Source organism: Actinoplanes palleronii (assembly GCF_016862315.1).
Lineage (GTDB): Bacteria > Actinomycetota > Actinomycetes > Mycobacteriales > Micromonosporaceae > Actinoplanes > Actinoplanes palleronii.
In genome coordinates this window covers 19,028-39,076 of sequence record NZ_BOMS01000146.1, presented here as the reverse complement: position 1 = coordinate 39,076, position 20,049 = coordinate 19,028, and the positions used below count along the sequence as shown (strand labels likewise).

Here is a 20,049-nt window from a genome sequence, read left to right as displayed (position 1 = left end):
GCGCCAGGTGAGGACGCACCTGGCTCTGCAGGAAGTGGATGCTCGGGGAACACGGCGACAACAGAAATCAGCAAACTTCTATTCGGAGTACCTGGGTCACTGGTTCGGCGGGCCACGCTCCTCCGGTCGGTGACGCGACGGGCGCCGGCGGTTCCGCGAGCTGCGGGCGCGTGCCATCCTGACATCGACAATGATGATTGGATGATCGGGGGATCATGCGGATCAGCAGAGCACTTCTGGGCGTACTCGTCGTGGGCGCGGCGCTGACCGTGCCCGGCGTGGCACTGGCCGACGTGCCGCCGCCGGCGCAGGTGGGGTCACGGTACGAGACCGCCAGCGGCAACAGTATCGGGCGCGACTGTGGATACAGCGCGCCCCTGCCGTCGGCGAGTGGGCAGGCGCTGTGGACGTTCTGCGACACGGCGGTCATCAACCCGGCCGGCACCGTGATCGGGTTCATCGGCGGGTCGACCGCGGCGGTCGGGTCGTACGTGGCCGGCCAGGTGCCCACCACGCTGAGCGAACTGCCGACGCCGCCCGCCGCGCCGGCGGTGCCGAGCACGCGGGGGCCGGCGCCGTTCCTGCCCACGCCGTCCGGGCTGGTGCTGCCGGGTACCACCACGGCGTGCGGGGCGAGCGGCACGCAGTCCTACGCCGCGTCGTGGATCACCGGCCTCACCCGCGGACCGAACCGGGTGATCAGTGGGCGGAGCGGCTCCGGGCTGCTCTTCCTGACGTACACAAATGTTTGTGTCTATAACAACGCCTGGACCACGCAGAGTTACGGGGTGACCTTCTACGACCCGGTGACCAACCAGTTGGTCGGACCGGCCACCGTCTTCCCGCGCCCGGCCGCCGGTGAGCTGGCCTGGCAGTATCGGCTCGGCTCGCCGACCTTCGCCGCCGACGGGTACCTCTATCTGTACACGTCGTTGTGCACCTCGTCGGCGTTCGGCGCGTGCGGTGCCGGGACCGTCGCGCTCGCGCGCACGCCGTGGTCGTCCAGCACCGGCTGGTCCACCGGGAGCAGCTACCGGTACTGGACCGGGACCACGTGGTCGGCGGACCCGGCGGCCGCGACGTCGGCGCTGCCGGGCGCGCGCCCGCTCGGGATCGACGTGCGGGTCTTCCCGGGGCGCGGCTACGTCGCGATCGAGCAGACCACCATCGCCGGCCACTACCGGGTCTGGACCGCCACGGCACCGACCGGCCCGTGGACGGCCGGCGCGGAAGCGGTGCTGCCGGGATGCGCCAGCACCACGACGAGCTGGTGCTACGCGTTCATCGGGCACCCGGAGTTGAGCACCGCGAGCTCGCTGTTCATCTCGCTGCACCACCCCGATGACCAGCACGTGCGGGTGGTCGCCGTGCCGTGGTGACCTGCGGCTGACGGCGGCTTTCCGCGACGGTGTCCGGTCAGGCGTCGTGGTATCGGCCGAGGACGCGCAGGGCTTCGGCGGCTCCTTCGGTGAGGGAGGCGATGTCGTGCTCGGTGAAGTGCCGGGGGACGGTGTCGAGCACACAGTGCGCGCCGAGCACCTGGCCGTTGTCGTCGATCAACGGCACTCCGGCGTAGCTGCGCAATCCGGTCAGGGTGAGCATGGGATTGCCGCTGTGACGCGGGTTGGTGGTGCCGTCCGAGACACAGTAGGGGGCACTGGTGAGGACGGTCTGGGTGCACAAGGCCCATTCCGCCGGCACACCCTGGAGGCCGGCGGTGGCGCCGGAGAGGCCGTGCCGGCCGATGATGAACTGCGCGCTGTCCAGCAGGACGGACACCAGCGACACCGGGGCCCGCAGACGTTCGGCGCTGTCGCGGGCGATGCCGTCGAGGTGGGTACGCAGGGCCGGGTGGTGCAGGTCGTACTCGGCGAGGCGGTGGATGCGGGCGGGATCGCCGAGCCGGGTGAACAGTTCGGTGTCGGTCATGGTGTTCATGCGGTGCTCCTGGTCGCGGGGTGCGCGGCGGCGAGGTGGGTGTAGGAGGTCAGGCGGATGTGCAGCGCTTGGGCGCAGAGCTGGCTGACCGGGTCCAGGTGGATCATCGCCTCCAGGATCCGGAGCAGGGCTGATCGGTCGGTTTCGGTGCCGGTGAGGCCGGCGATGGTGAGGAGCTGGGCCCAGGCGGAGCGTCCGGTGTGGCCGTGGGCGCGGTGAATGGCGTCGCGGGCGTCGGCCAGGGTCGGCGGCAGCAGGTCGTAGGCCCTGTCGGGACTGTCCGGTGTGGTCACGTGATCTCCGGTGTGAGGTGGAGCCGATGGCAGGTCAGTGGCGGAAGCCCGCTGACCGGATTCGTCAGGTCGCCGGCCGGCCCCGGCCCGAGACCGGGGCTCTGTCGCGGTCGGTGCTCGACCGTCCGTACCATTCCGATCGGTTGGCCGGTGGTATCACTGAGCGCCACCCGCCCGGTGCGATCACCGGTGAGCACGGTGTCGCCATCACCGTGGGGCCGGCTGTGTCCGGATCAGGCGAGGATCAGGCGAGCCGCGAGGGCGACGGTGGTCAGGTCACCGCGGCGTAGCTTCTCGGCGGCATCGGTCTCACCGAGGCCCTCCAGCCGGGTCGCGGAGGCATCGATCAGCGTTTCCTCGCCGGAGAGCAGACGGCGCGCGATGCGGGCCTGGGCGGGGCTGAGTTCCGCGTACGCGCAGGTGTCCATGGCGGCGACGGTGGCATCGTCGAGGATGCCGGCCATCGCCCGCTCGCCGACAATCTTGAGAAGCCACGACGGCCACCAGCTGTACTTGCCGAGGATCATGCCGGACCGCAGCGCGGCCGCGGGCTCCTGGCCGGCGGCGAGCATCTTCACCGCCAGGTCGTTGTCGAAGGAGGCGATCCGCAGGGCTCCGACGAACACCCGCAGGATGCCGTGTGTGGCGGTGAAGCTCTCGGCCGCGGCGGCGGCCTCGCCGAACCGGCCGCTGAGCAGGTGGACCAGCGCGTGCGCCTCAGGCAGCGCGAGTGCGTCACCGGAGCGCTCCTGCAGTCGTCCCACGGTGGTGGCCAGCCGGTCGGCGCCGTCGCGGGCGCGATGGGCCAGTTCCTCGCTGGCGGGCTTGTTCAGGTGCCGGACCATGATCTCCAGCGCGAGTTCGGCCTCCCGGCGCAGCAGCGGCGCGGGGATCCGGACGGTGATCAGGTCACCGAGGCCCTCGGTCAGGAAGGCGGTGTCGAACCGCTCGGACTGTTCGGGAAACTGTGCCCACCAGGACGCTGGGTGGCGTGGTTGCTCATGCATCACGTGACCAAGAGTGACTGGTTAACTACTCTGCGCCAAGTGATTCTTTGAACAGTCTGATTTTTTCAGGTCGGCCGGGAGCCGGCAGGCCGGGGGATCAGGTGGTCACGGGTTCCTGCGCGGCCTCGGCGATCTGGTTACGTCCCGCGTTCTTGGCCTGGTAGAGCGCGGTGTCGGCGCGTGCGGTCAGTTCGTCGGAGGTCTCGGCGCGGTCCCAACCGGCGATGCCGGCCGAGAACGTCTGTCCCAGCGGTGTGGCCAGGCGCATCCGGTCGACGATGGCGCGTGCCTGCGCGGTGGTGGCATCCGGTAGCGCCAGCACGAACTCCTCGCCGCCGAACCGGGCGAGGTGGTCGACCGTACGCAGCTCGTGCTGCCAGGCCGCGGTCGCCTCCTTCAGCAGCCGGTCGCCGGCCGGATGCCCGTACGTGTCGTTGAAGTTCTTGAAGTGGTCGATGTCGATGAGGGCCACGGTGAGCGGGTTGCCGGTGCGGCGGGCCTGCTCCATGGTCCGGGGCAGCTCGGTGTTCCAGGAGCGCCGGTTCGGCAGGCCGGTCAGCTCGTCGGTGACGGCCAGCTCGCGTACCTTCTCGGTCTGCAGGTCGAGTTGGGTGAGCAGCTGCGACATCCGGGTCAGGACCAGCAGGAAGACCGAGATGCAGCCGATGGCGATGGCCAGCGCGTCGGTCACCTGGTGCCGCAGCGCCTGCAGGAGCAGCAGCGCCGGTCCGATCAGTGAGGTGACGGTGAGCACGACCAGCAGGCCCCGGCTGATCCGGACCGGACGGGGTGCGACGGTGCGGGCCAGCGAGCGTACGTCGGGATGCACCGCGGCCGCGGCGAACACCAGGTAGCCGGCGAGGAAGACGTCGGCGAGGATCTTGTGGGCCATCGGGCCCGGTTCCCAGACCATCTGGTTGATGACCGCCCAGGTGGCGTCGCCGGTGAGGAAGCAGACCAGGGCGGCGCAGGTCAGCCGGAACGAGGTGTTGCGGGTACCGCCGCTGAGCATCAGCCGCACGGTCATCGCCAGCAGCACGACGTCACCGACCGGATAGGCCACGCTGACGATGTGGCCGAGCAGCCCGATGGACGGGTCGGAGGCAGCGGGTTTGACCATGAACACCCAGGCGAGCAGGCTCATGCCGGTGGTGAGTGTGGTGGCGTCGACCAGGCTCGACCAGTCGCGGGCCGTGCGCCGCCGGATGAGCAGCAGCAGCCCGGTCGCCACGGCGGGGTAGAGCGACAGGTACGCGACGTCGGCGACGGACGGGAAGCCGGGATCGGTCTGGATGTGGGCCAGCACGTACTCGACCAGGATGCCGCCGGCGTTGCCGGCGATCCCGAGCGCGACCAGCCACCAGGTCACCGGCATCGCCGGTCGGCGGCGCCGGATCCCGGCGATGATGATCGCGGCGGCGTACCAGCCGCACCCGACCTGCCAGATCACCTGGAGGGTGCTGCCGTCGGGGACGGCCAGGAAGCCGAACACCGCCAGCGCCGCGATCATCATGTGGAAACGCATCAACTGACTCGCCATGGGGTGCCGCTACCTCCGTCGTTCTTCTCGTCGGCAATGGCAGCACCCAAAGGATCGCAGAGCTGGTGCGGGTTCGGGTGCCGATCAGTGGCAGCCGGTCCGGCCGGCGAAGGCCGAAACGCTCAGGGGCTGCCGCCGGAGTGCCGATCAAGGAGATCCGAGCGGTGGCGGGACGGGGAGAGGGACTACTGCCCGGGGCGGCCGGCGTTGCACCTGGTCTCGAACTGTGACGGCACCGCGGTGCCGCGGGCGTCGGTGACCGTTGCCGTGACGCTGACCTCGGTCGGCGTCCAGCAGGTGGCGGAGTACGTCGCGCGCCGGGCCACGGAGTCGCTGGACTCCTGGCGGTCGCGCAGGTTGCCGCCGACGACCTGGAACACTCCGGTTGACGGGTCTTCGCCGCCGTCCCAGGTGACCGAGCAGTTGATCTTCCCGTAGTTGGAGCCGGCCTGGAAAGAGAAGCATTGCAGGGCCCTGATCCGCAGCGGATCGGCGGCTTGGGCGGCGGCCGGGACCAGCGTGGCGCCGGTGGCCGCGAGGACCGGGAAAAGGGTCACTGTCAGTAAGCGTCGTCGGAGCATCGTCTCCACCTTTCACGTTCGGTTGAAAGGTGTTCGCGGAGCGTCGCGTGGCGGACGAGGTCATCGGGGAAAGGTGACCGCGGTCACACGTTCCTACATGAGGAGCAGGGTCTTGCCCACGGCCGTGCGGTTCTCGATCGCGGCGTGCGCGTCGGCGGCGCGGTCCAGCGGGAAGGTCTGCCCGATGACCACTCGGCCCGGAACCAGCACCTCGGGACCACCGAAACGGACCACCTGCACCACTCGCATGCCAGCAGCCTGCAACCTCGACTGCGGTTGAGGTCAACCGTGGGAGCTCAGGCGCTGGTGGACTCGAGTTGCTGGAACGCCATGCTCCACCACGACTCCGGGTCGCCGAACGCGGACGGGTCGACCGGCGTCAGTTCGGCGCGGATGGCCGCGGCGCGCTCGGCGCGGGCCCGGCCGCCCGGATCGGTGTCGATGAGCCGCCCGAGCCGGTAGAGGAACTCGACGAACGCCGCGAACGACGCGTTGACGTGCTCGAAGTTCGGCGTCCCGAGGTCGAGCAGGACGACCGAGCCGTCCTGCGAGTCGAGGCAGTAGAGCATCTGGGCGTCCTCGGGCGAGCTGCCGAGGATGACGTAGACCCGCGGGCCCTCGTCGCCGATCTCGATCTTCAGTTTGCCGAACGGCGTCATTCCCGGGACGGTGACGTCCGCGGTGAACAGGATCGGCACCTCGACCGGGAGGGCCGCGCCGGCGGGCAGGACGCCCGGTGCGAACACGTCGCCGAGCAGGTCGGCCGGTACCTCGATCACGCCGTCCGGGCCCCAGAGTGCGGTGAGTTCCGCCAGTGAGACGCTCATTCGTTTTCCTCCTCGGCGGGGGTGGTCAGGTCCTGCTCCTCGAGGAAGCGCCACCAGTCGTCATCGTCGAAGCCGATCTCGGCGTAGCCGGCGCCGAACACGTAGTAGCCGAGGAACGAGTCCAGGTCCGGGGCGATCTGCTGGAAGGCCTCGCGCATGAACCACTCGTCGGTGCTGACCTCGGGGAAGTACCAGACCGCGCCGGTGTCACGGCGCAGCAACAGCGGCTCTTCCTTGATACGCCCGAGGTAGAACCACTCGGAGCTCTCGGCGGCGACGCCGGTGTACTCCGGCATGTCCTCGAGTTCGCCCTGCATTTTGGTCGACGTGGGGATGTGGGGAAAGTAGAAGCCGCCCGCCGAGATGCCCTCGGTGACTTCCATCAGCTCGCGTACCGGCTGCGGCACCGTCGGCGGGATCGTGCCCGGTGACGCGCCTGGGCTGAGGTTTCCCCAGCTGACCGTGTTGTCCCGGTCCGCCACCAGGTCGGCGCGCAGCTCCTCGATGAGCTCCCGCAGATCGGGGTTCAATCCACTACCTCTATTCGGATCGGTGTGCCGTCCGGCAGATTCATGATCTGCACCCGGATCTGAGTACCGATGTCCCGGTTCGTGCGGGCGTCCATCAGTTTGAGGTTACCGACCTCGTCGGGACCACCGAGTTGCAGCTCCCAGACGTGATCGGGGTTCTGGCTGACCACTCGTTGTCGCATCCGCTCGAACGCTGCCTCGTCGAGGGCCTTCTGCTCTGTGCTGCCGGTGTTGTTCTTGACGTACTTGTTGTAGAGCTTCTTGATGATCCGGTCCTTGAAGCCGCCGGTGACGCTGCCGTCCCGCGCCAGCGGGTTCGCCTGTTTGAAGAGTTTTCCCTGGTCACTCAGCCGTTTCAGGGCGGCCGCTTTGCGGTCGAAGTCAGTGCGGTGGTGGAAACTCTTGCGCTCGATCCGGATGGTGACCTCGGGCAGGTCGTTGTTGCGCTTCACCGGGGGCGCGGAGGCCTTCTTCACCGCTGCGCTGACGAGGTTGCCCTCACCCGGTTTGGCGACGCCGCCCCGCCTCTTGGTGCCCGTCGACGGCCGCCTAGCCATTCATCAGCTCCGAGATCACCTGGTCGATCAGCATGCTGACGACCTCCCGCGTGATCGTCTGGAAGATCGGGATCTCGGCCAGCGACGCGCCGAAGGTGGCGACCGCGGTCGCGATGGCCTGGGCCACCTCGAAGGCGAGGATGGCCAGTTGCACGATCATCTGGATCTTCAGGGCGAGCACGATCCCGGCGCAGATGATCAGCCCGGTGCCGACCAGCGTGGCGGCCTGGGCGTAGTCCGGCAGTGTGCCCGGCCCGCTCTCCGGTTGTGCCCACCACTGGCCGAACGCCTGCATGGCCTCGCCGCTGTGCTGCGCCAGCACCGCCGCGGCGGCCGAGCCGGCCTCCCCGGAGGCGCCGGCGACCGTGCCGGCGAAGTCGAGCCAGGCCTGACCCATCTCGAACAGCTTCTCCTCGTCGCCCTCCGGCCAGGACAGGCCGATCCATCCGAGGGCGGTGACGAGTTCACCAGGCAGCTGGAGTCCCATGGGTCAGCCCAGCAGCCGGTGGATGCCGAGCATCGCGTCCGCGGACTCCTGCTCGACCGACTCGTAGTTGTCGGCCATCAGGGTCAGGTCGCTGCCGGCCGCGCCGATCTCCTCGGCGGCCACCCCGATGCAGTCCAGCACCCAGGCCGAGACTCCGACGTAGACGGTGCCGATCAGCGAGCCGATGTCGTCGCCGCCCCACGGCTCGCCGTAGCCGGCCATCTGCGCCTCGAAGCTCTCCAGCTGCCCGATGAACCGCTCGGCCACGTCGATCACCTGTTCACCGCCGGCCCGCAGGGCCGCGGGCTCGGTCTCGAAGCCGCTCACCGGTGGGTGCTCCCGCCGGCCATCCGGGCCTGCGCCTCGGTCAACGCCTGCAGGAACGCCCCCATCCGCGGCACCGCCGTGTCCCGGACCTGTTGCAGCTGCTCGGTGAGCTGGCTGAGGTCGGCGGCGGCCGGCACGGCAGTGTCGCCGCGCATCGCGTCGATCGCCGCGTTCACCGCCTCGACGATCCGGTCGCACAGCTCGGGAGAGCCCAGGCGCATCATCCGCGGGTCCACGGTGAGCGCCGCGAGCCGGCCGTCGGCGCCGAACTCCGCGCGGACCTGGCCCTCCGCGGCCTCACCGGTCAGCCACCGGCGGGCGGTCTCCTCGTCCTCCGGGGGCGGGCTCACCGCACGGAGGGCACCGACGGTGGCATCGAGCATGCGGGTGAAATCCCCGTGCGCGGCTCCCGGCATCGACATGGACCGTCCTTCCGCTGGCTCTGCAAAACCCCCGCGATCATACGGACTCGGGTCAAAGCGACGTGTCCGGTGTGGAGTGACGCCGAACGCCGCCCGGCCGAGTGGCAGCCGGGCGGCGCGGGGGAGCAGGGTTACGGGAGGATCCAGCGCTGGTTGTCGCCGGCGAAGCAGTCCCAGATCTGCAGCTTCGTGCCGTCGGCCGTGGACGGCCCGGTGACGTCCAGGCACTTGCCGAGCGAGCGCAGGGTGCCGTCGGTGCCGGCGGTCCACTGCTGGGCGGTGGTGCCGTTGCAGTCGTAGATCTGGACCTTGGTGCCGTTGGTGCTTGACGCGGCGTTCACGTCGAGGCACTTGCCGAGAGCGCGGACCGTGTAGTCCGAGCCGACGGTCCAGGTCTGCGCGGCCGAGCCGTTGCAGGTGTAGAGCTGCACCGCGGTGCCGTTGGTGGACGCCGCGCCCGCGACGTCGACACACTTGCCGCCGAGGCCGGTGATCGGGCCCGACCGGGTCGGCGCCGCGCCCGCGTCACCGGCTCCGGCCCACACGTAGGTGCCGGTGGTCTTCGCCGGCAGGGTGCTGGTGAACTGGCGCGCTCCCGCCCGTACGGTGAAAGATTGGTTTGCTGCGGTCTGGTTGACCACGACCGTGACCAAGGAGTTGTCCGGATTGGCGAAGGCGACGTTGGTGACCGTTCCGGTCGAGCCGTAACCCGTGGCGACCCGCTTCGCGCCGGGCTGCACGAACTTGGAGAACTGGGCGATCATGTTGTAGTCCGGGGTCTTCCAGAACGTGTCCGGGTTCGACGTGCTCTGCACCAGCATCGTCGGGTCGGGCGAGCCGCTCCAGCGCTCCGGCGAACGGTTCTGGTCGAGCATCGAGACCCAGCCCTCGTAGAGAGTGGACTGGTTGCGGAAGTACTGTGCGACCCGGTCGGCGCCCGCGGTGCCCCAGACCGAACGCTCGGTCATCAGCACGTCCTTGTCGGGGAACTGCGCCTTGACGGTGGCCATCGCGGACGGCTCACCGGCGTAGTCGTGGAACGCGACACCGTCGACCGACGAGCGCGCGTCGTTCGTCAAAACCCCTTGAGCGTACGAGGGCCCCTCGCTGAAGTTGTGATCGAACGCCCAGATCTTGGTGGCGCCCAGCCCGTTGGTGGTGAGCTCGGTGCGCAGGGCGATCGCGAGGCGCCGCTCCTGGTCGGCGGTGACCCGCATGCCGGGGTAGTCGGCCGGCTCGAACAGCGGCTCGTTCTGCAGGGTGAGGCCGTAGATCGGGATGCCCTGTGCCGCGTACGCCTGGATGGCCTTGCGGTAGTAGGTGGCCAGCGTGGGGACGTACTGGTCGAGCAGGCTGCCCGTGATGATCGCGTTGCTGCTCTTCATCCAGCCCGGCGCCGACCACGCGCTCGCGAAGATCTTCAGGTTCGGGTTGATCGCCAGCGCCTCGCGGAGCGTCGAGATGATCTTGTAGTCGATGTCGCGCTGGATGGAGAAGCGCGACAGCGACGGATCGGCGGCGCCGTCGTCGTAGGTGTAGAAGTCGTGCGAGGTGAAGTCGCTGGTGCCGAACGTGATCCGGGTGACGTTGAAGCCCGCCCCGGCGCTCGGGTCGACGAGCGCGCGCAGGGCGTTGGTGCGCCCGGCCGGGCTCATCCGCGCCAGGTTGAAGATCGTCGACTCCTCCAGGGAGGACCCGACGCCGAGCACGGTCTGGAACTTCTGCGTGGTGTCGACCGCGATCGTGGCGGTGCCGCCGGCCGCCGCGGTGGCGATGTCGGCCTGCTTGCTGAGCTGGTACGGAGTGCCGGCCAGGCCGGTGGCGGGGCTGGAGTACCAGTTGGCGTTCTTCGGCTCGTAGCCCGCGGTGCGCGACTCGGAGCTGAACCAGGCCTGGACGCTGGCGGCGGGGGCCGCCTGGGTGGCTTGGGGAACGAGGAGGCCTGCGGTGGCCAGCAGGCCCGCCAACAGGCCGGCGGTACGGGGACGGGTCATTCGGCGGTGACCTCTCGACTCAACGTAATCGTAAAGAAACTTGCCGGAAATCCTTCCGGCCTGATCACATCGAGTCAATGAGATGGGCTTGGGTGGTCGGCCCGGGGAGCGGGAAATCCTGAAACAAGGCAGCGGCCGGGTGCGTCGGCCGGCTACGGGAAGGTCATGAGGGCCTTCTGCTGGCGGATCACGTCGAGGCAGGCTTCGTTGCCGATCTGCTCCTCGGGGCGGCGACCTGCTGCGGGGACGCCCCGGCCCGCAGGGCGGCGAGCTTCCCGTCGGCCGGATGTTTTCTGGTCATGAATCAGAACGGCGGCCCGGCGTCGACAAGGGGATCGAAGTCAGCTCGGATCGGTCGGGGTTGCCGTTTATCCAAGGGCCAGCGGCACACGTCACAGGGCACTAGTGGTCTTGCCTTCGTGGGTTGTCTGACAGTGGACATCGGATCCGGCAAGTGCAACAATCCACGCCTTGTCGCCGAAAGGTGATTCGCCGACGGAACGGTACTAAGGCTGTGGCCAGCGGGGGTGCTACGCGATGCAGGCTGAGGCCTTCTCGTCACCGAACAATGAAACCAGTGACGAAAACTGGGCACGCTATGTTTCGGTGGGGGGCGATGGTCCGGACGGGCCCCGATATCTGAGACTGCCCAGCGGCATTCTCTGGCCGCCGGAGGAGCAGGCCGACCAATTTCTTCCAGACCTGCTGCGTGATGCCCGAGACATTGACGACACGGCGCTGGAGGATTTGCTTCAGCCTGGCCGAATGCGAGCGAACTGGCGACCTCGGCTGGTTGCCGGATACCTCATCGCGATCGGTCGTCGGGAACGATTTCGGGAGCCGATCAGCGACTTTGTCCGCGCCGGCGCGACCGGAGGCGCCGGGAGCGGGTACTGTTTCGCTCTCGCGGCATGGGGAACCGATCAGGATGCCGGAACTCTCATGGCGTATCTCGATCAATACGTGCCCGAGGTCGAACTCCGGTATCACCAGGATTGGGCATTCGGTGCGCTGACACATATCGACCATAAGAACGGCACCCGGCACGCGGCTCGCTACCTTGACGGCGGTGCCTGGCAGCGTTGGTTCCGAGCTGGTACCAGTAAGTCGGATGTCAGTTTCTACTCGGGAGTCATGGCGGATCTCTGTGCCTTGTCGATCAGCGACAACGGCGATTGACGTTTCTTCGACGCGGCTTTCTCGGCTCCTGCCTGACGTCGGTCGTGCCTCACCCTTCGGGAATGAACGGGTATGAACTCCTACCGGCAGGTGCTCGGCGTCAAGGCGGGCGCGGCTTCCCCAGACGGGTGCGTTTCTGGCGGCGGTGCCGCTGGGGATGCTGAGTCTCGCGGTGTACCTGCTGGTAGTCGAGGCCGGCGGTACTCCGGCGGCGGCCGGGCTGACGAGCGGTAGCGTCGGCGCTGGGAACGCCCTCGGGCTGCTGATCCAGGGCTGGCTGATCGGCCGGCACGGGATGTCGCGGGTGATCGGGGTCTGCGCGGTGCTCTGCCCAGCCGCGTTGATCGGCGTGGTCGCCTCGCCGACCGCCGGGCCGCGCACCTACCTGATCGCCGGCATCGCCGGGGTGAGCGTGCCGGCGACGACCGCGTGCATGCGGGTGCTGTGGACCGTGCTGATCGACGACCAGCGGGCGCGGGCCTCCGCCTACGCTCTGCTCGCGACCTCGTTCCAGGCCGCGCTGATCATCGGTCCGCTGACCGTGACGGGGGCGCGCTACCTGGGCGGAGCTGTCTGCGCGGTCGTCCTCGCGGCCATCCTGTCGGGCGTCGGCGGTCTGGCATTCGCCGTGTCTCCGGCCTGCCGGGCCCAGCGGCCCCCGCGCAGCGGGCCGACCGGCCCGCTGAGGCTTTCCTCCGGCTTGCGGACGCTGCTGGCCGGTGGATTCGGCAGCGGAATCGCTCTCGGCATCATGGTCATCGCGGTCGCCGGCGCCCGGCCGGCGCTGGCCGGCACGCTGTTCGCGCTGTTCGCCGTGGGGGAGCTGAGCGCCGGTCTGGTCTACGGGGCGACCTTCCGGATACCGGTACCGGTCCGGCTCTTCTGCGGGATGGCCGGCATGGCGATCGTGTTGGCGCTGTTGACGGTCGGCCATCACGGGATCGCCGCGGCGGCGTTCCTGATGACGATCGGGGGAGTGTTCGCGGCTCCGGTCGCCATCGCCAATTCGGCGTTGCTCGACGACGTGGTGCCCGCCGCGGCATTGGCCCAGTCCTATACCGGTGTCGTCGCGGCGGGCTTGCTGGGAAACGCGGTGGGCAACAGCGCCGGCGGATACCTCACCGAGCACGCGTCGGTGGCCGCCGCCTTTGCCGTGGGGGCGGCGATCCTGGCGTGCACCGCGGTGATCCTCGCGATCCGCAGGAACACGTTGCTGCCGGCACCGCTGGAAACCCGGTGACCGGTCACGTCGCCCGGCCTCATCCGTGTCCGGATCAGAAAGAACCGCGGTGCAGCAGTTCGGTGCCCAGCAGTGCCGGGGCCGTCGGTGTTCCGGACAGCAGTCCGTCCACTTGATCCATGGCCAGCTGGCCCATCCGGCGTTTGTCGATGTACACGCTGCTGAGCGGGGGATCGAGCAACTCGCCGATGCTCAGGCCGTCACATCCGAGCAGGGCGCAGTCCTGGGGGACGGCCAGTCCCATCCGCCGTGCGGCCCGGAACGCGCCGATGGCCACCAGATCGTTGTAGCCGATCACGGCGGTCAGCTCCGGATGCCGGTGGCGCAGGTCGGTGAACGCCGCCTCGCCGCCGGCCATGGATTCCTCGCCCAGCACGATCCAACTGTTGTCCACCGCAAGACCGAGCTCCTCGGTCACCGCCCGGAAGCAGTCGCGGCGGGACTCTCCGCACTCGTTGGCGCAGTCGATCATCCCGATGCGGCGGTGGCCGCGCGCGATCAGGTGCTGAAGGCCCTGACGCAGACCCGGCCGGACGTCGACATCCACGACGCCGTGAGCGGTGCTCTGGTGCCGGTCCATCACCACCAGCGGCAGACCCTCGAGATGGGGGGCCAGTTCGGCGTCGGTGTGGGTCAAAAAGCCGATGAGGGCATCGACCTGGCGGCCGAGCGACCGTACCAGGGCCAGCTCACCGTCCCGGTCACCCTGGGTGCTGCCGACGACGACCTGCCAGCCCCGGACGTTCGCGGCCTCGATGACGCCGGCGATCAGTTCGGGATAGAACGGGTTGGCCACGTCCGGGATGATGAGTCCGACGGTGGTCATGTCCGGCCGGACCAGCCCGCGAGCGAACCGGCTCGGGCGGTAGCGCAGCTCGCGCGCGGCGTCGAGAACTCGCTGGCGGGTCAGCGGATCGATCTCGCCCTTGTTGTTGATCGCACGGGAGACGGTCTGATGCGACACGCCGGCCGCCCGCGCGACGTCCTTCAAGGTGGTGCGCTGGGGCGTGCTGCCCGCGCCTGAGTCCTGAGTCTTCTTGACCACGATGTACCTCATGGTAGCTGCTGGTCGGAGGCTCCCCGCCGGGAGTCCACGGCCTGCCGTTGACGCGTTCCGAGCAAGTCCGTTAACGTTAACGTGAGCGTTCCCGGACGAGCCGGGGCGGTGCCCGGCGTGCCGCATGTGCACGCCCTGACGTCCGACGAAAGCGGTGATCGCCGGTGACCACGCTCGGCCTGTCCGGCCTGCACCGCAACGCGCGCACCTCCATTCTCACCGAGCCGCTGTGGGCGATCTTCGGTACCGCGGCGCTGTTCTACCTGCCGCTGTTCATGAAGGACGTGGGTCTGTCAACGGTCGAGATCGGCCTGGTCATCTCGGTCAACCTGTACATGGCCGCCGTCATCCAGGTGCTGGCCGGCGTCGTCACCAACCGGCTCGGCCGCAAACGGGCGACGTTCCTCTTCGACGTCACCTCCTGGGTCGCGCCGATGGCGATCTGGGCCATCAGCGACAACTTCTGGTTCTTCCTGGTCGGCTACCTGCTCAACGCCACCTCGAAGGTCGTCAACGTCTCCTTCTGGCTGCTGGCCACCGAGGACTCCGAGGAGAGCCAGCGGCCGCGGATCTTCGCGGCGATCAAAGTCATCATCCTGCTGGCCGGGCTGCTGGTGCCGGCGGTCGGCTACTTCGCTGATCGCCACGGCGAACTGCCCACGTTCCGGGTCCTGTTCGTCCTCGGCACCCTCGCGATGCTGGCCCACAACCTGATCCGCAACGCCTACAGCGATGAGACCGCCGCTGGCGTGCGGGCGATGGATCTGCACCAGTCGGCCGGTCTGCTCCGGGGCGTGCTGGACAGCATCCGGCTGCTGGCGTCGGCGTTCCGCAACGCCACGTTGCGCCGCGTGGTCGGCTTTTTCGTGTTCAGCACCACGGCGGTGAACATCAACGTCCTCCTCAGCGTCTACCTGGCCCGGGAACTGGGGTTCTCCGGGATCGTCGTGGGGCTCGTGCCGGCCGTGGCGGCGTGCGGCGCACTCCTGTGCTTCCTGGTGGTCATGCCGGTGCTCGAACGGCGCGCGAGCACCGGCCGGCTTGCCGTGTACTCGGCGGTGGTCACCGTCGCCGGCTGGGTGGTGTTCCTGTTCACCGGACCCGGTGCGGTGGGACTGCTGCTGACCGGTGTGGCCGTGTTCAGCATCGGTACCTTCGCGCTCGAGTCGTATCGCGACGCCCTCGTGGTGAGCTGCGTGCACCCCGACGACCGGGCGGATCTCTTCGCGGCGGTGCAGAGCCTGGCGGGAATCCTGGCGATCCCCGGCGGGCTGGTCGCGGCACTGCTCTACGAGGCCACCCCGAAGCTGCTGTTCGGCGCGATCCTCGCCCTGTACGTGGCGGCCATGCTCTGCGGCCTCGGCACCAGATTCTCGCAGCAGATCACTGTGCGTCTGCGCCGCGCCGTGCCGACCGGCGCGGGATGACCTAGGAGGTCTTGTGTCACCGCTCGCTTTTCCTGAGGTCGCCCTAACGTTCCACCGGGCGGGCCCGCCGACCGCGTCCGACCCCGAGCCGGTCGCCGGCGGAACGAGGCTGCACTGCGGACCGAAGTCGGATCTCTTCCTGGATCCTGCGGGCGCCGCGGAACGGCCGGACGCCGAACGCTTCGTCGCAGCGGTCGACGGTGACTTCCAGCTGTCGGCCCGGGTCATCGTCGACTTCCGGGAGGTCTTCGACTCCGGGGTGCTGATCGGCTACCTCGACGACGACAACTGGTTCAAGCTCTGCGCCGAAATGGATCCCGAGGGTACGGCCCGAGTGGTGAGCGTGGTGACGCGCGACGGTGCGTCCGACGACGTGAACAGCTGGCCGATCGGGCCCACCGGGGTGCACCTGAGGATCAGCCGGCTGGGCCGGGCCTTCGCCCTGCACGCCTCCGGCGACGGACAGTCCTGGCGGATGGTCCGGTATTTCGGGATGCCCGGGGATACCCGGTCGATCAGCATCGGCATGCTCGCCCAGTCCCCGCGGGGCACGGGCACCAGCGCGGAGTTCACCGAAGTGACGTTCGACCGCACCCGGCTCGCCGATGTCCGCGACGGCTCCTGAACTTTGGCAAGGCGCCGCGATCTGTCCGAGCGAGCCGCTCGTTTCTTGCCAGAGCAGCAGGGGCTGGCGGGGCCCGGCCACCCGCCGATCCTCTCGCGCTCGCTGCGCCATCGAGCAGATGGTCTACTGCGGCGATCTGGCGCAGCGGGTCGGCGAGGTGGCGGACGCGGCGCGGGCGCAGGCGAGCAGCCGGCACTGGTCGTTCTGGTGGGACTGACCGCCGGTGGGGTCAGTGGTCGGGGGTCGGTGGGTGCTCGGCGACGCAGAAGAGGTTGCCCTCGGGGTCGGCCAGGGTGGTCCACCGCACGTGCGGGAACTCGTCCAGCACGTCCCAGCGGTGGGTGGCGCCGAGGGTCAGGAGCCGTTCGACCTCCGCCTGCCGGGTGCCCCAGTCGACGGTCAGGTCGAGGTGGGCGGCCTGGTGTTCGGGGCGCGGCGCGGTCCGGGGCTGGAAGAACATGGCGAAGCCGTCCGGTCCGGCCGCCGGCAGGTAGGCGCTGTCACCGTTGAACGACGGGACGGCGGTGGTGACGGACGCCCAGAACGCGGCGAGCTTCCTGGGGTCCTGAGCTTCCATGTTGATCGCACCGAGGGTGATCCGGCTCATCGGTTGTCTGGTCCTCTGTCGTAGGTGACGGTGGCGAGCGACTGTTCGTGCTCGGTGGTCGCGGCGAGAGTGCCGAGCAGGGCGAGCGCCTGCGCGGAACCGGTGCCCGGCATGGCGTGATGGATGACGAGTTGCATGCCGTCCCTGCCGCCGACGTCGAGTTTCTCGTGCCGTAGGTGCAGCTCGCCGACCTGGGGGTGGTCGAGGTGGCTGACGCCGTCCCGGCCGTGCGAGACCTCGGCGCGGGCCCAGAGCGTGCTGAACCTCTCGCTGCGCAGCGAGAGCTCACCGACCAGGTCGGCGAGTCGTGGATCGCCCGGGTCCGCGGTGGTCGTTGACCGCAACCCGGCCACCAACTCCGCGGTGATGCGCTCCCAGTCGAGGTAGAGCCCCTGATCGGCAGGGTCGAGGAACAGCTGACGCAGCAGATTGCGGCCGCGGCTGAAGCTGGGCGACAGCGCCCGCGCCATCGCGTTCGACGTCAGGACGTCGAAGTGGCTGCCCACCACGTAGGCGGGCAACGGCAGCTGGTCGACCAGCTGGGCGGTTCCGGCCGGCACCCGCTGCACGCGGTGGCGCACCGTAGACCGCGCAGGCGGGGCCGCGAGGCCGTGCAGGTGTGCCGCGGCGGCCTCGTCGAGCCGCAACGCGGTGGCGAGCGCCGCGATGACCTGTGGTGACGGCCGGCGGTCGCGGCCCTGCTCGAGGCGGAGGTAGTAGTCCGGGCTGACCCCGGCGAGCATCGCGAGTTCCTCACGGCGCAGCCCGGGTACGCGGCGGCGCGTGCCGGGCGGCAGACCCACGTCGCCGGGTGACACCGCGGCGCGGCGGGCCCGCAGGAAGTCGCCGAGCGCGTTCGTCGTATCCATGACTCGAGCGTAGGTGCGTGGCCGTCGCCGCACCTGGCCCTGGCACTCCCAGGTTGAGCGGGACATACCCTGCGGCGCCGGCGAGCGCGGAGAGTCGGTCCGGTCAGCCGATCAGGGCTGCACCGACCTCCGGAACAAGGGACTCGCATGACCATCACATTGATCACTGGCGGCAACAAGGGGCTCGGTTACGAGACGGCACGCCGGCTCGTCGGACTCGGCCACAAGGTCTACCTCGGCGCCCGGGACGAAGCGCGGGGCCGTGCGGCAGCCGAGCGGCTGGGCGCACACCTGCTGGTGATGGACGTCGCCGCGGACGCCTCGGTCGCCGCGGCCGCCGCGATGCTCACCGAGCACGAGGACCGGCTCGACGTACTGATCAACAACGCCGGGGTCTTCGACGCCATGGTCGGCGCTGCCGATGCCACCGCTGAGGACATGCGCCGCGTCTACGACGTCAACGTCTTCGGGATCGTCCGGGTGACCAGGGCGTTCCTGCCGCTGCTCGAAGCCGCGGACGCGCCCGCCATCGTCAACGTGGGCAGCGGGCTCGGCTCGTTCGGTATCGTGACCGACCCGGGCCGCTTCGAAGCCCAGTGGGCGCTGCCGGTCTATGCCTCGTCCAAGGCCGCAGTGGGCATGCTGACCGTGCAGTACGCCAAGGCGCTGCCCGGCATCCGGATCAACGCGGCCGACCCCGGGCCGACCGCCACCGACTTCACGAACAACCAGGCCGCCCAGACCGTGCGGGAGGGAGCCGAGCCGATCGTACGGCTGGCCGCGCTGGGCGGCGCCGCGCCGACCGGCACCTACTCGGGGCGTACCGGAACCATTCCCTGGTAGGAGCCGGCCGGGCGATCGGCACTCACTCCGGCGGCAAGGCGCTTGCCGCCGGAGCTCGAAGTCCGTCCAGCGCGATGGTGATCGTCCGGCGCCACTGGTTCTCGCCGCGCGTGGCGCCGAGGCATTCCTCGCCGCCGATCGGGGCGATCGAGATCAGCACCAGGTCGCGCCAGGTCACGTCGGCGCGCAACGAGCCGTGTTCCTGGGCGCGGCGCACCAGCCGGTCGATGGCCGCTGCGAGCAGCGAGCCGTGCTCGGCCACCTCCGGCGGGAGTTCGCGCGCCTGGCCACTGGTGAATTCCGCGAGCCCGAGGTTGGCCAGCTGGGCTTCGGTGAAGGCGTACAGGAAACCGGACAGGGCCGCCCACGGGTCGGCGTCGATGAGCGCGGCGTCGGCCCACGTCTGGATCTCCGCCAGGCCGTCGATCAGCACGTCGGCGACCAGCGCCTCCTTGGAGCCGAACCGCCGGTACAGCGTCCCGACGCCGACCTCGGCGCGTTCCACGATGTCGGTCGTCGACGCTTGCAGGCCGTGCTCGGCGATCGCCGAGCGAGCCGCCTCGATCAGGCGCAGGCGCTTGCGCCGGGAGTCGGCTCGTTCCTGGGAGGCCTCGGCTGTCACCATCCGCCGAGCCTAGCGGGTGAAACGGAACGCTCCGAATGGATCACACCTCTCCGAACGGAGAGATGCTCTCCGTTACTGCTGCGGTCGGGCCATGGAAACGTTGATTTACGGCGCCACCGGGTACACCGGGCAGCTGATCGCCGAGGAAGCCGTCCGCGCCGGGCTGGACATCACGGTCGCCGGCCGCGACCGCGCCAAGACCGAGGCGCTTGCGGACCGCCTCGGCGTTCCGGGCCGCGTCTTCACCTTGGAAAACCCCGCGATCGTACGAGGTGAGGTGCGCGGCGCCCGGGTCGTGCTCAATGTCGCCGGGCCGTTCAGCCGCACCGCCGGGCAACTGATCGACGCGTGCGTCGCCGAAGGTGCGCACTACCTCGACACCTCCGCCGAGTTCGCGACGTTCGCACTGGCCGAGGAGCGGTCCGCGGCTGCCGTCGACGCCGGGGTGATGCTGGTGCCGGGCGTCGGCTGGGACGTGGTGCCGAGCGACGCGGTCGCCGTGCACGCCGCGGCCCGGACGCCCCGGCCGGTCCGGCTCCGGGTGGCCCTGAAGGTGACCGGAGGGTTCTCCCGCGGCTCGGTCGCCAGCGCCGCCGGGATCGCCGACCTGATCGGGTTGGTGCGCTCCGGCGGGCAGCTCGTGCGCAAGGCCGGCGCGGCGCCCGCGGCCTTCGACTTCGGCGCGGGTCCCGAGGACTGTGTCCCGGTGCCGATGGGTGACCTCATCACCGCCGTGCACTCGACCGGGCTGGCCGACGTCGAGGTGTTCATGCGCTCCGACGGCGCGATTCCCGCGCCCGGCGACGAACTGCCCGCGGGCCCGACGGCGGCCGAGCGCCTGCAGGGCCGGTACTGGGCCCTCGCCGAGGTCACCGACGCGGACGGCAGCATCGTCCGCTCGGTCATCGAGACCCCGACCGGCTACACGTACACCCAGCTCTCGGCGGTCGCTGCCGCGCGGCGTGCGCTCGCCGGGCCGCAGCCCGCCGGCTTCCGGACACCCTCCTCGGCGTTCGGCCCGGGATTCGCCACGACCATCGCCGACAGCACGATCACTGATTTCTGAGCGGGAGA

Annotated in this window: 24 protein-coding genes and 1 pseudogene; 8 read left to right on the top strand and 17 right to left on the bottom strand. The window is 69.6% G+C overall.

The window, feature by feature from the left end; translation table 11 throughout:
* The first annotated feature begins 215 nt into the window (after positions 1-215).
* Positions 216-1,379 (top strand): DUF5005 domain-containing protein, encoded by a 1,164-nt coding sequence (locus tag Apa02nite_RS42670; protein WP_203830182.1) that lies wholly within the window; start codon positions 216-218, stop codon positions 1,377-1,379.
* 37 nt (positions 1,380-1,416) lie between these two features.
* Here Apa02nite_RS42670 and Apa02nite_RS42665 read toward each other — a convergent pair whose 3' ends face one another.
* The 13 genes and pseudogenes from Apa02nite_RS42665 to Apa02nite_RS42605 all read right to left on the bottom strand — a co-directional run bounded on the left by Apa02nite_RS42665 (position 1,417) and on the right by Apa02nite_RS42605 (position 10,503).
* The gene (locus tag Apa02nite_RS42665) at positions 1,417-1,938 is read right to left on the bottom strand and encodes a GAF domain-containing protein (RefSeq protein WP_203830181.1); all 522 of its coding nucleotides are present in this window, start codon (positions 1,936-1,938) and stop codon (positions 1,417-1,419) included.
* Complete coding sequence (locus Apa02nite_RS42660; protein WP_203830180.1) at positions 1,935-2,231, bottom strand: hypothetical protein; 297 nt, start codon at positions 2,229-2,231, stop codon at positions 1,935-1,937. Before Apa02nite_RS42660 ends, Apa02nite_RS42665 begins: the two co-directional genes overlap by 4 nt.
* Positions 2,232-2,464: 233 nt before the next feature.
* On the bottom strand, positions 2,465-3,238 hold the full coding sequence (locus Apa02nite_RS42655; protein WP_203830209.1) for a hypothetical protein: 774 nt from the start codon (positions 3,236-3,238) through the stop codon (positions 2,465-2,467).
* Between the two features lie 97 nt (positions 3,239-3,335).
* The gene (locus Apa02nite_RS42650) at positions 3,336-4,778 is read right to left on the bottom strand and encodes a GGDEF domain-containing protein (RefSeq protein WP_203830179.1); all 1,443 of its coding nucleotides are present in this window, start codon (positions 4,776-4,778) and stop codon (positions 3,336-3,338) included.
* Positions 4,779-4,963: 185 nt separating this feature from the next.
* The gene (locus Apa02nite_RS42645) at positions 4,964-5,359 is read right to left on the bottom strand and encodes a hypothetical protein (protein ID WP_203830178.1); all 396 of its coding nucleotides are present in this window, start codon (positions 5,357-5,359) and stop codon (positions 4,964-4,966) included.
* A gap of 93 nt (positions 5,360-5,452) precedes the next feature.
* Positions 5,453-5,554, bottom strand: a pseudogene (locus Apa02nite_RS42640) (zinc-binding dehydrogenase); the annotation flags it as partial.
* A gap of 101 nt (positions 5,555-5,655) precedes the next feature.
* Positions 5,656-6,186 (bottom strand): SUKH-4 family immunity protein, encoded by a 531-nt coding sequence (locus Apa02nite_RS42635; RefSeq protein WP_203830176.1) that lies wholly within the window; start codon positions 6,184-6,186, stop codon positions 5,656-5,658.
* On the bottom strand, positions 6,183-6,716 hold the full coding sequence (locus tag Apa02nite_RS42630; RefSeq protein ID WP_203830175.1) for a hypothetical protein: 534 nt from the start codon (positions 6,714-6,716) through the stop codon (positions 6,183-6,185). Before Apa02nite_RS42630 ends, Apa02nite_RS42635 begins: the two co-directional genes overlap by 4 nt.
* Complete coding sequence (locus Apa02nite_RS42625) at positions 6,713-7,273, bottom strand: endonuclease (RefSeq protein WP_203830174.1); 561 nt, start codon at positions 7,271-7,273, stop codon at positions 6,713-6,715. The genes Apa02nite_RS42630 and Apa02nite_RS42625 overlap by 4 nt, the downstream gene beginning before the upstream one ends.
* The gene (locus Apa02nite_RS42620; protein ID WP_203830173.1) at positions 7,266-7,760 is read right to left on the bottom strand and encodes a WXG100-like domain-containing protein; all 495 of its coding nucleotides are present in this window, start codon (positions 7,758-7,760) and stop codon (positions 7,266-7,268) included. Before Apa02nite_RS42620 ends, Apa02nite_RS42625 begins: the two co-directional genes overlap by 8 nt.
* A gap of 3 nt (positions 7,761-7,763) precedes the next feature.
* Positions 7,764-8,087, bottom strand: coding sequence for a WXG100 family type VII secretion target (locus Apa02nite_RS42615; RefSeq protein ID WP_203830172.1), 324 nt, complete (start codon positions 8,085-8,087; stop codon positions 7,764-7,766).
* Positions 8,084-8,509 carry a YbaB/EbfC family nucleoid-associated protein gene (locus Apa02nite_RS42610; protein ID WP_203830171.1) on the bottom strand — a complete coding sequence of 142 codons (426 nt, stop codon included), beginning with the start codon at positions 8,507-8,509 and terminating at the stop codon, positions 8,084-8,086. Before Apa02nite_RS42610 ends, Apa02nite_RS42615 begins: the two co-directional genes overlap by 4 nt.
* 131 nt (positions 8,510-8,640) lie before the next feature.
* The gene (locus tag Apa02nite_RS42605; protein ID WP_203830170.1) at positions 8,641-10,503 is read right to left on the bottom strand and encodes a ricin-type beta-trefoil lectin domain protein; all 1,863 of its coding nucleotides are present in this window, start codon (positions 10,501-10,503) and stop codon (positions 8,641-8,643) included.
* A 537-nt stretch (positions 10,504-11,040) separates the two neighbouring features.
* Between Apa02nite_RS42605 and Apa02nite_RS42600 the strand changes: the two genes are divergently transcribed.
* Both Apa02nite_RS42600 and Apa02nite_RS42595 read left to right on the top strand, forming a co-directional pair.
* Positions 11,041-11,682, top strand: coding sequence for a DUF6000 family protein (locus tag Apa02nite_RS42600; protein ID WP_203830169.1), 642 nt, complete (start codon positions 11,041-11,043; stop codon positions 11,680-11,682).
* Positions 11,683-11,839: 157 nt separating this feature from the next.
* A complete protein-coding gene (locus tag Apa02nite_RS42595) occupies positions 11,840-12,922 on the top strand; it encodes an MFS transporter (protein WP_203830168.1) in 1,083 nt (360 codons plus the stop codon).
* Positions 12,923-12,956: 34 nt separating this feature from the next.
* Here Apa02nite_RS42595 and Apa02nite_RS42590 read toward each other — a convergent pair whose 3' ends face one another.
* Positions 12,957-13,979: a LacI family DNA-binding transcriptional regulator gene (locus Apa02nite_RS42590; protein ID WP_203830167.1), complete on the bottom strand. Its 1,023-nt coding sequence runs from the start codon at positions 13,977-13,979 to the stop codon at positions 12,957-12,959.
* A gap of 164 nt (positions 13,980-14,143) precedes the next feature.
* On the opposite strand from Apa02nite_RS42590, the gene Apa02nite_RS42585 reads away from it, so the two are divergent.
* From Apa02nite_RS42585 to Apa02nite_RS52130, 3 genes are read left to right on the top strand one after another with little or no spacing between them, the layout of a single operon-like run.
* On the top strand, positions 14,144-15,406 hold the full coding sequence (locus Apa02nite_RS42585) for an MFS transporter (RefSeq protein WP_203830166.1): 1,263 nt from the start codon (positions 14,144-14,146) through the stop codon (positions 15,404-15,406).
* Between the two features lie 13 nt (positions 15,407-15,419).
* Positions 15,420-16,031 (top strand): DUF1349 domain-containing protein, encoded by a 612-nt coding sequence (locus tag Apa02nite_RS42580; RefSeq protein ID WP_203830165.1) that lies wholly within the window; start codon positions 15,420-15,422, stop codon positions 16,029-16,031.
* Positions 16,012-16,248: a DUF4253 domain-containing protein gene (locus Apa02nite_RS52130; RefSeq protein WP_203830164.1), complete on the top strand. Its 237-nt coding sequence runs from the start codon at positions 16,012-16,014 to the stop codon at positions 16,246-16,248. The genes Apa02nite_RS42580 and Apa02nite_RS52130 overlap by 20 nt, the downstream gene beginning before the upstream one ends.
* A 12-nt stretch (positions 16,249-16,260) precedes the next feature.
* Here the strand turns inward: Apa02nite_RS52130 and Apa02nite_RS42570 are convergent, their stop codons facing one another.
* Positions 16,261-16,638 (bottom strand): VOC family protein, encoded by a 378-nt coding sequence (locus Apa02nite_RS42570; RefSeq protein WP_203830163.1) that lies wholly within the window; start codon positions 16,636-16,638, stop codon positions 16,261-16,263.
* A complete protein-coding gene (locus tag Apa02nite_RS42565) occupies positions 16,635-17,507 on the bottom strand; it encodes a helix-turn-helix transcriptional regulator (RefSeq protein ID WP_203830162.1) in 873 nt (290 codons plus the stop codon). Before Apa02nite_RS42565 ends, Apa02nite_RS42570 begins: the two co-directional genes overlap by 4 nt.
* A gap of 147 nt (positions 17,508-17,654) precedes the next feature.
* Between Apa02nite_RS42565 and Apa02nite_RS42560 the strand changes: the two genes are divergently transcribed.
* Positions 17,655-18,350, top strand: coding sequence for an SDR family NAD(P)-dependent oxidoreductase (locus Apa02nite_RS42560; protein WP_203830161.1), 696 nt, complete (start codon positions 17,655-17,657; stop codon positions 18,348-18,350).
* Positions 18,351-18,372: 22 nt separating this feature from the next.
* Here the strand turns inward: Apa02nite_RS42560 and Apa02nite_RS42555 are convergent, their stop codons facing one another.
* Positions 18,373-18,975 (bottom strand): TetR/AcrR family transcriptional regulator, encoded by a 603-nt coding sequence (locus Apa02nite_RS42555; RefSeq protein ID WP_203830160.1) that lies wholly within the window; start codon positions 18,973-18,975, stop codon positions 18,373-18,375.
* A gap of 91 nt (positions 18,976-19,066) precedes the next feature.
* On the opposite strand from Apa02nite_RS42555, the gene Apa02nite_RS42550 reads away from it, so the two are divergent.
* Positions 19,067-20,041: a saccharopine dehydrogenase family protein gene (locus Apa02nite_RS42550; RefSeq protein ID WP_203830159.1), complete on the top strand. Its 975-nt coding sequence runs from the start codon at positions 19,067-19,069 to the stop codon at positions 20,039-20,041.
* Positions 20,042-20,049: the final 8 nt, after the last annotated feature.

Coding starts and splice junctions, on each gene's coding strand:
- Apa02nite_RS42650 (WP_203830179.1), bottom strand. CDS start 4,778: ATGGCGAGTCAGTTGATGCGTTTCCACATGATGATCGCGGCGCTGGCG.
- Apa02nite_RS42645 (WP_203830178.1), bottom strand. CDS start 5,359: ATGCTCCGACGACGCTTACTGACAGTGACCCTTTTCCCGGTCCTCGCG.
- Apa02nite_RS42655 (WP_203830209.1), bottom strand. CDS start 3,238: ATGCATGAGCAACCACGCCACCCAGCGTCCTGGTGGGCACAGTTTCCC.
- Apa02nite_RS42620 (WP_203830173.1), bottom strand. CDS start 7,760: ATGGGACTCCAGCTGCCTGGTGAACTCGTCACCGCCCTCGGATGGATC.
- Apa02nite_RS42665 (WP_203830181.1), bottom strand. CDS start 1,938: ATGAACACCATGACCGACACCGAACTGTTCACCCGGCTCGGCGATCCC.
- Apa02nite_RS42635 (WP_203830176.1), bottom strand. CDS start 6,186: ATGAGCGTCTCACTGGCGGAACTCACCGCACTCTGGGGCCCGGACGGC.
- Apa02nite_RS42595 (WP_203830168.1), top strand. CDS start 11,840: ATGCTGAGTCTCGCGGTGTACCTGCTGGTAGTCGAGGCCGGCGGTACT.
- Apa02nite_RS42565 (WP_203830162.1), bottom strand. CDS start 17,507: ATGGATACGACGAACGCGCTCGGCGACTTCCTGCGGGCCCGCCGCGCC.
- Apa02nite_RS42555 (WP_203830160.1), bottom strand. CDS start 18,975: ATGGTGACAGCCGAGGCCTCCCAGGAACGAGCCGACTCCCGGCGCAAG.
- Apa02nite_RS42590 (WP_203830167.1), bottom strand. CDS start 13,979: ATGAGGTACATCGTGGTCAAGAAGACTCAGGACTCAGGCGCGGGCAGC.
- Apa02nite_RS42560 (WP_203830161.1), top strand. CDS start 17,655: ATGACCATCACATTGATCACTGGCGGCAACAAGGGGCTCGGTTACGAG.
- Apa02nite_RS42625 (WP_203830174.1), bottom strand. CDS start 7,273: ATGGCTAGGCGGCCGTCGACGGGCACCAAGAGGCGGGGCGGCGTCGCC.
- Apa02nite_RS42570 (WP_203830163.1), bottom strand. CDS start 16,638: ATGAGCCGGATCACCCTCGGTGCGATCAACATGGAAGCTCAGGACCCC.
- Apa02nite_RS42605 (WP_203830170.1), bottom strand. CDS start 10,503: ATGACCCGTCCCCGTACCGCCGGCCTGTTGGCGGGCCTGCTGGCCACC.
- Apa02nite_RS42610 (WP_203830171.1), bottom strand. CDS start 8,509: ATGTCGATGCCGGGAGCCGCGCACGGGGATTTCACCCGCATGCTCGAT.
- Apa02nite_RS52130 (WP_203830164.1), top strand. CDS start 16,012: ATGTCCGCGACGGCTCCTGAACTTTGGCAAGGCGCCGCGATCTGTCCG.
- Apa02nite_RS42600 (WP_203830169.1), top strand. CDS start 11,041: ATGCAGGCTGAGGCCTTCTCGTCACCGAACAATGAAACCAGTGACGAA.
- Apa02nite_RS42550 (WP_203830159.1), top strand. CDS start 19,067: ATGGAAACGTTGATTTACGGCGCCACCGGGTACACCGGGCAGCTGATC.
- Apa02nite_RS42670 (WP_203830182.1), top strand. CDS start 216: ATGCGGATCAGCAGAGCACTTCTGGGCGTACTCGTCGTGGGCGCGGCG.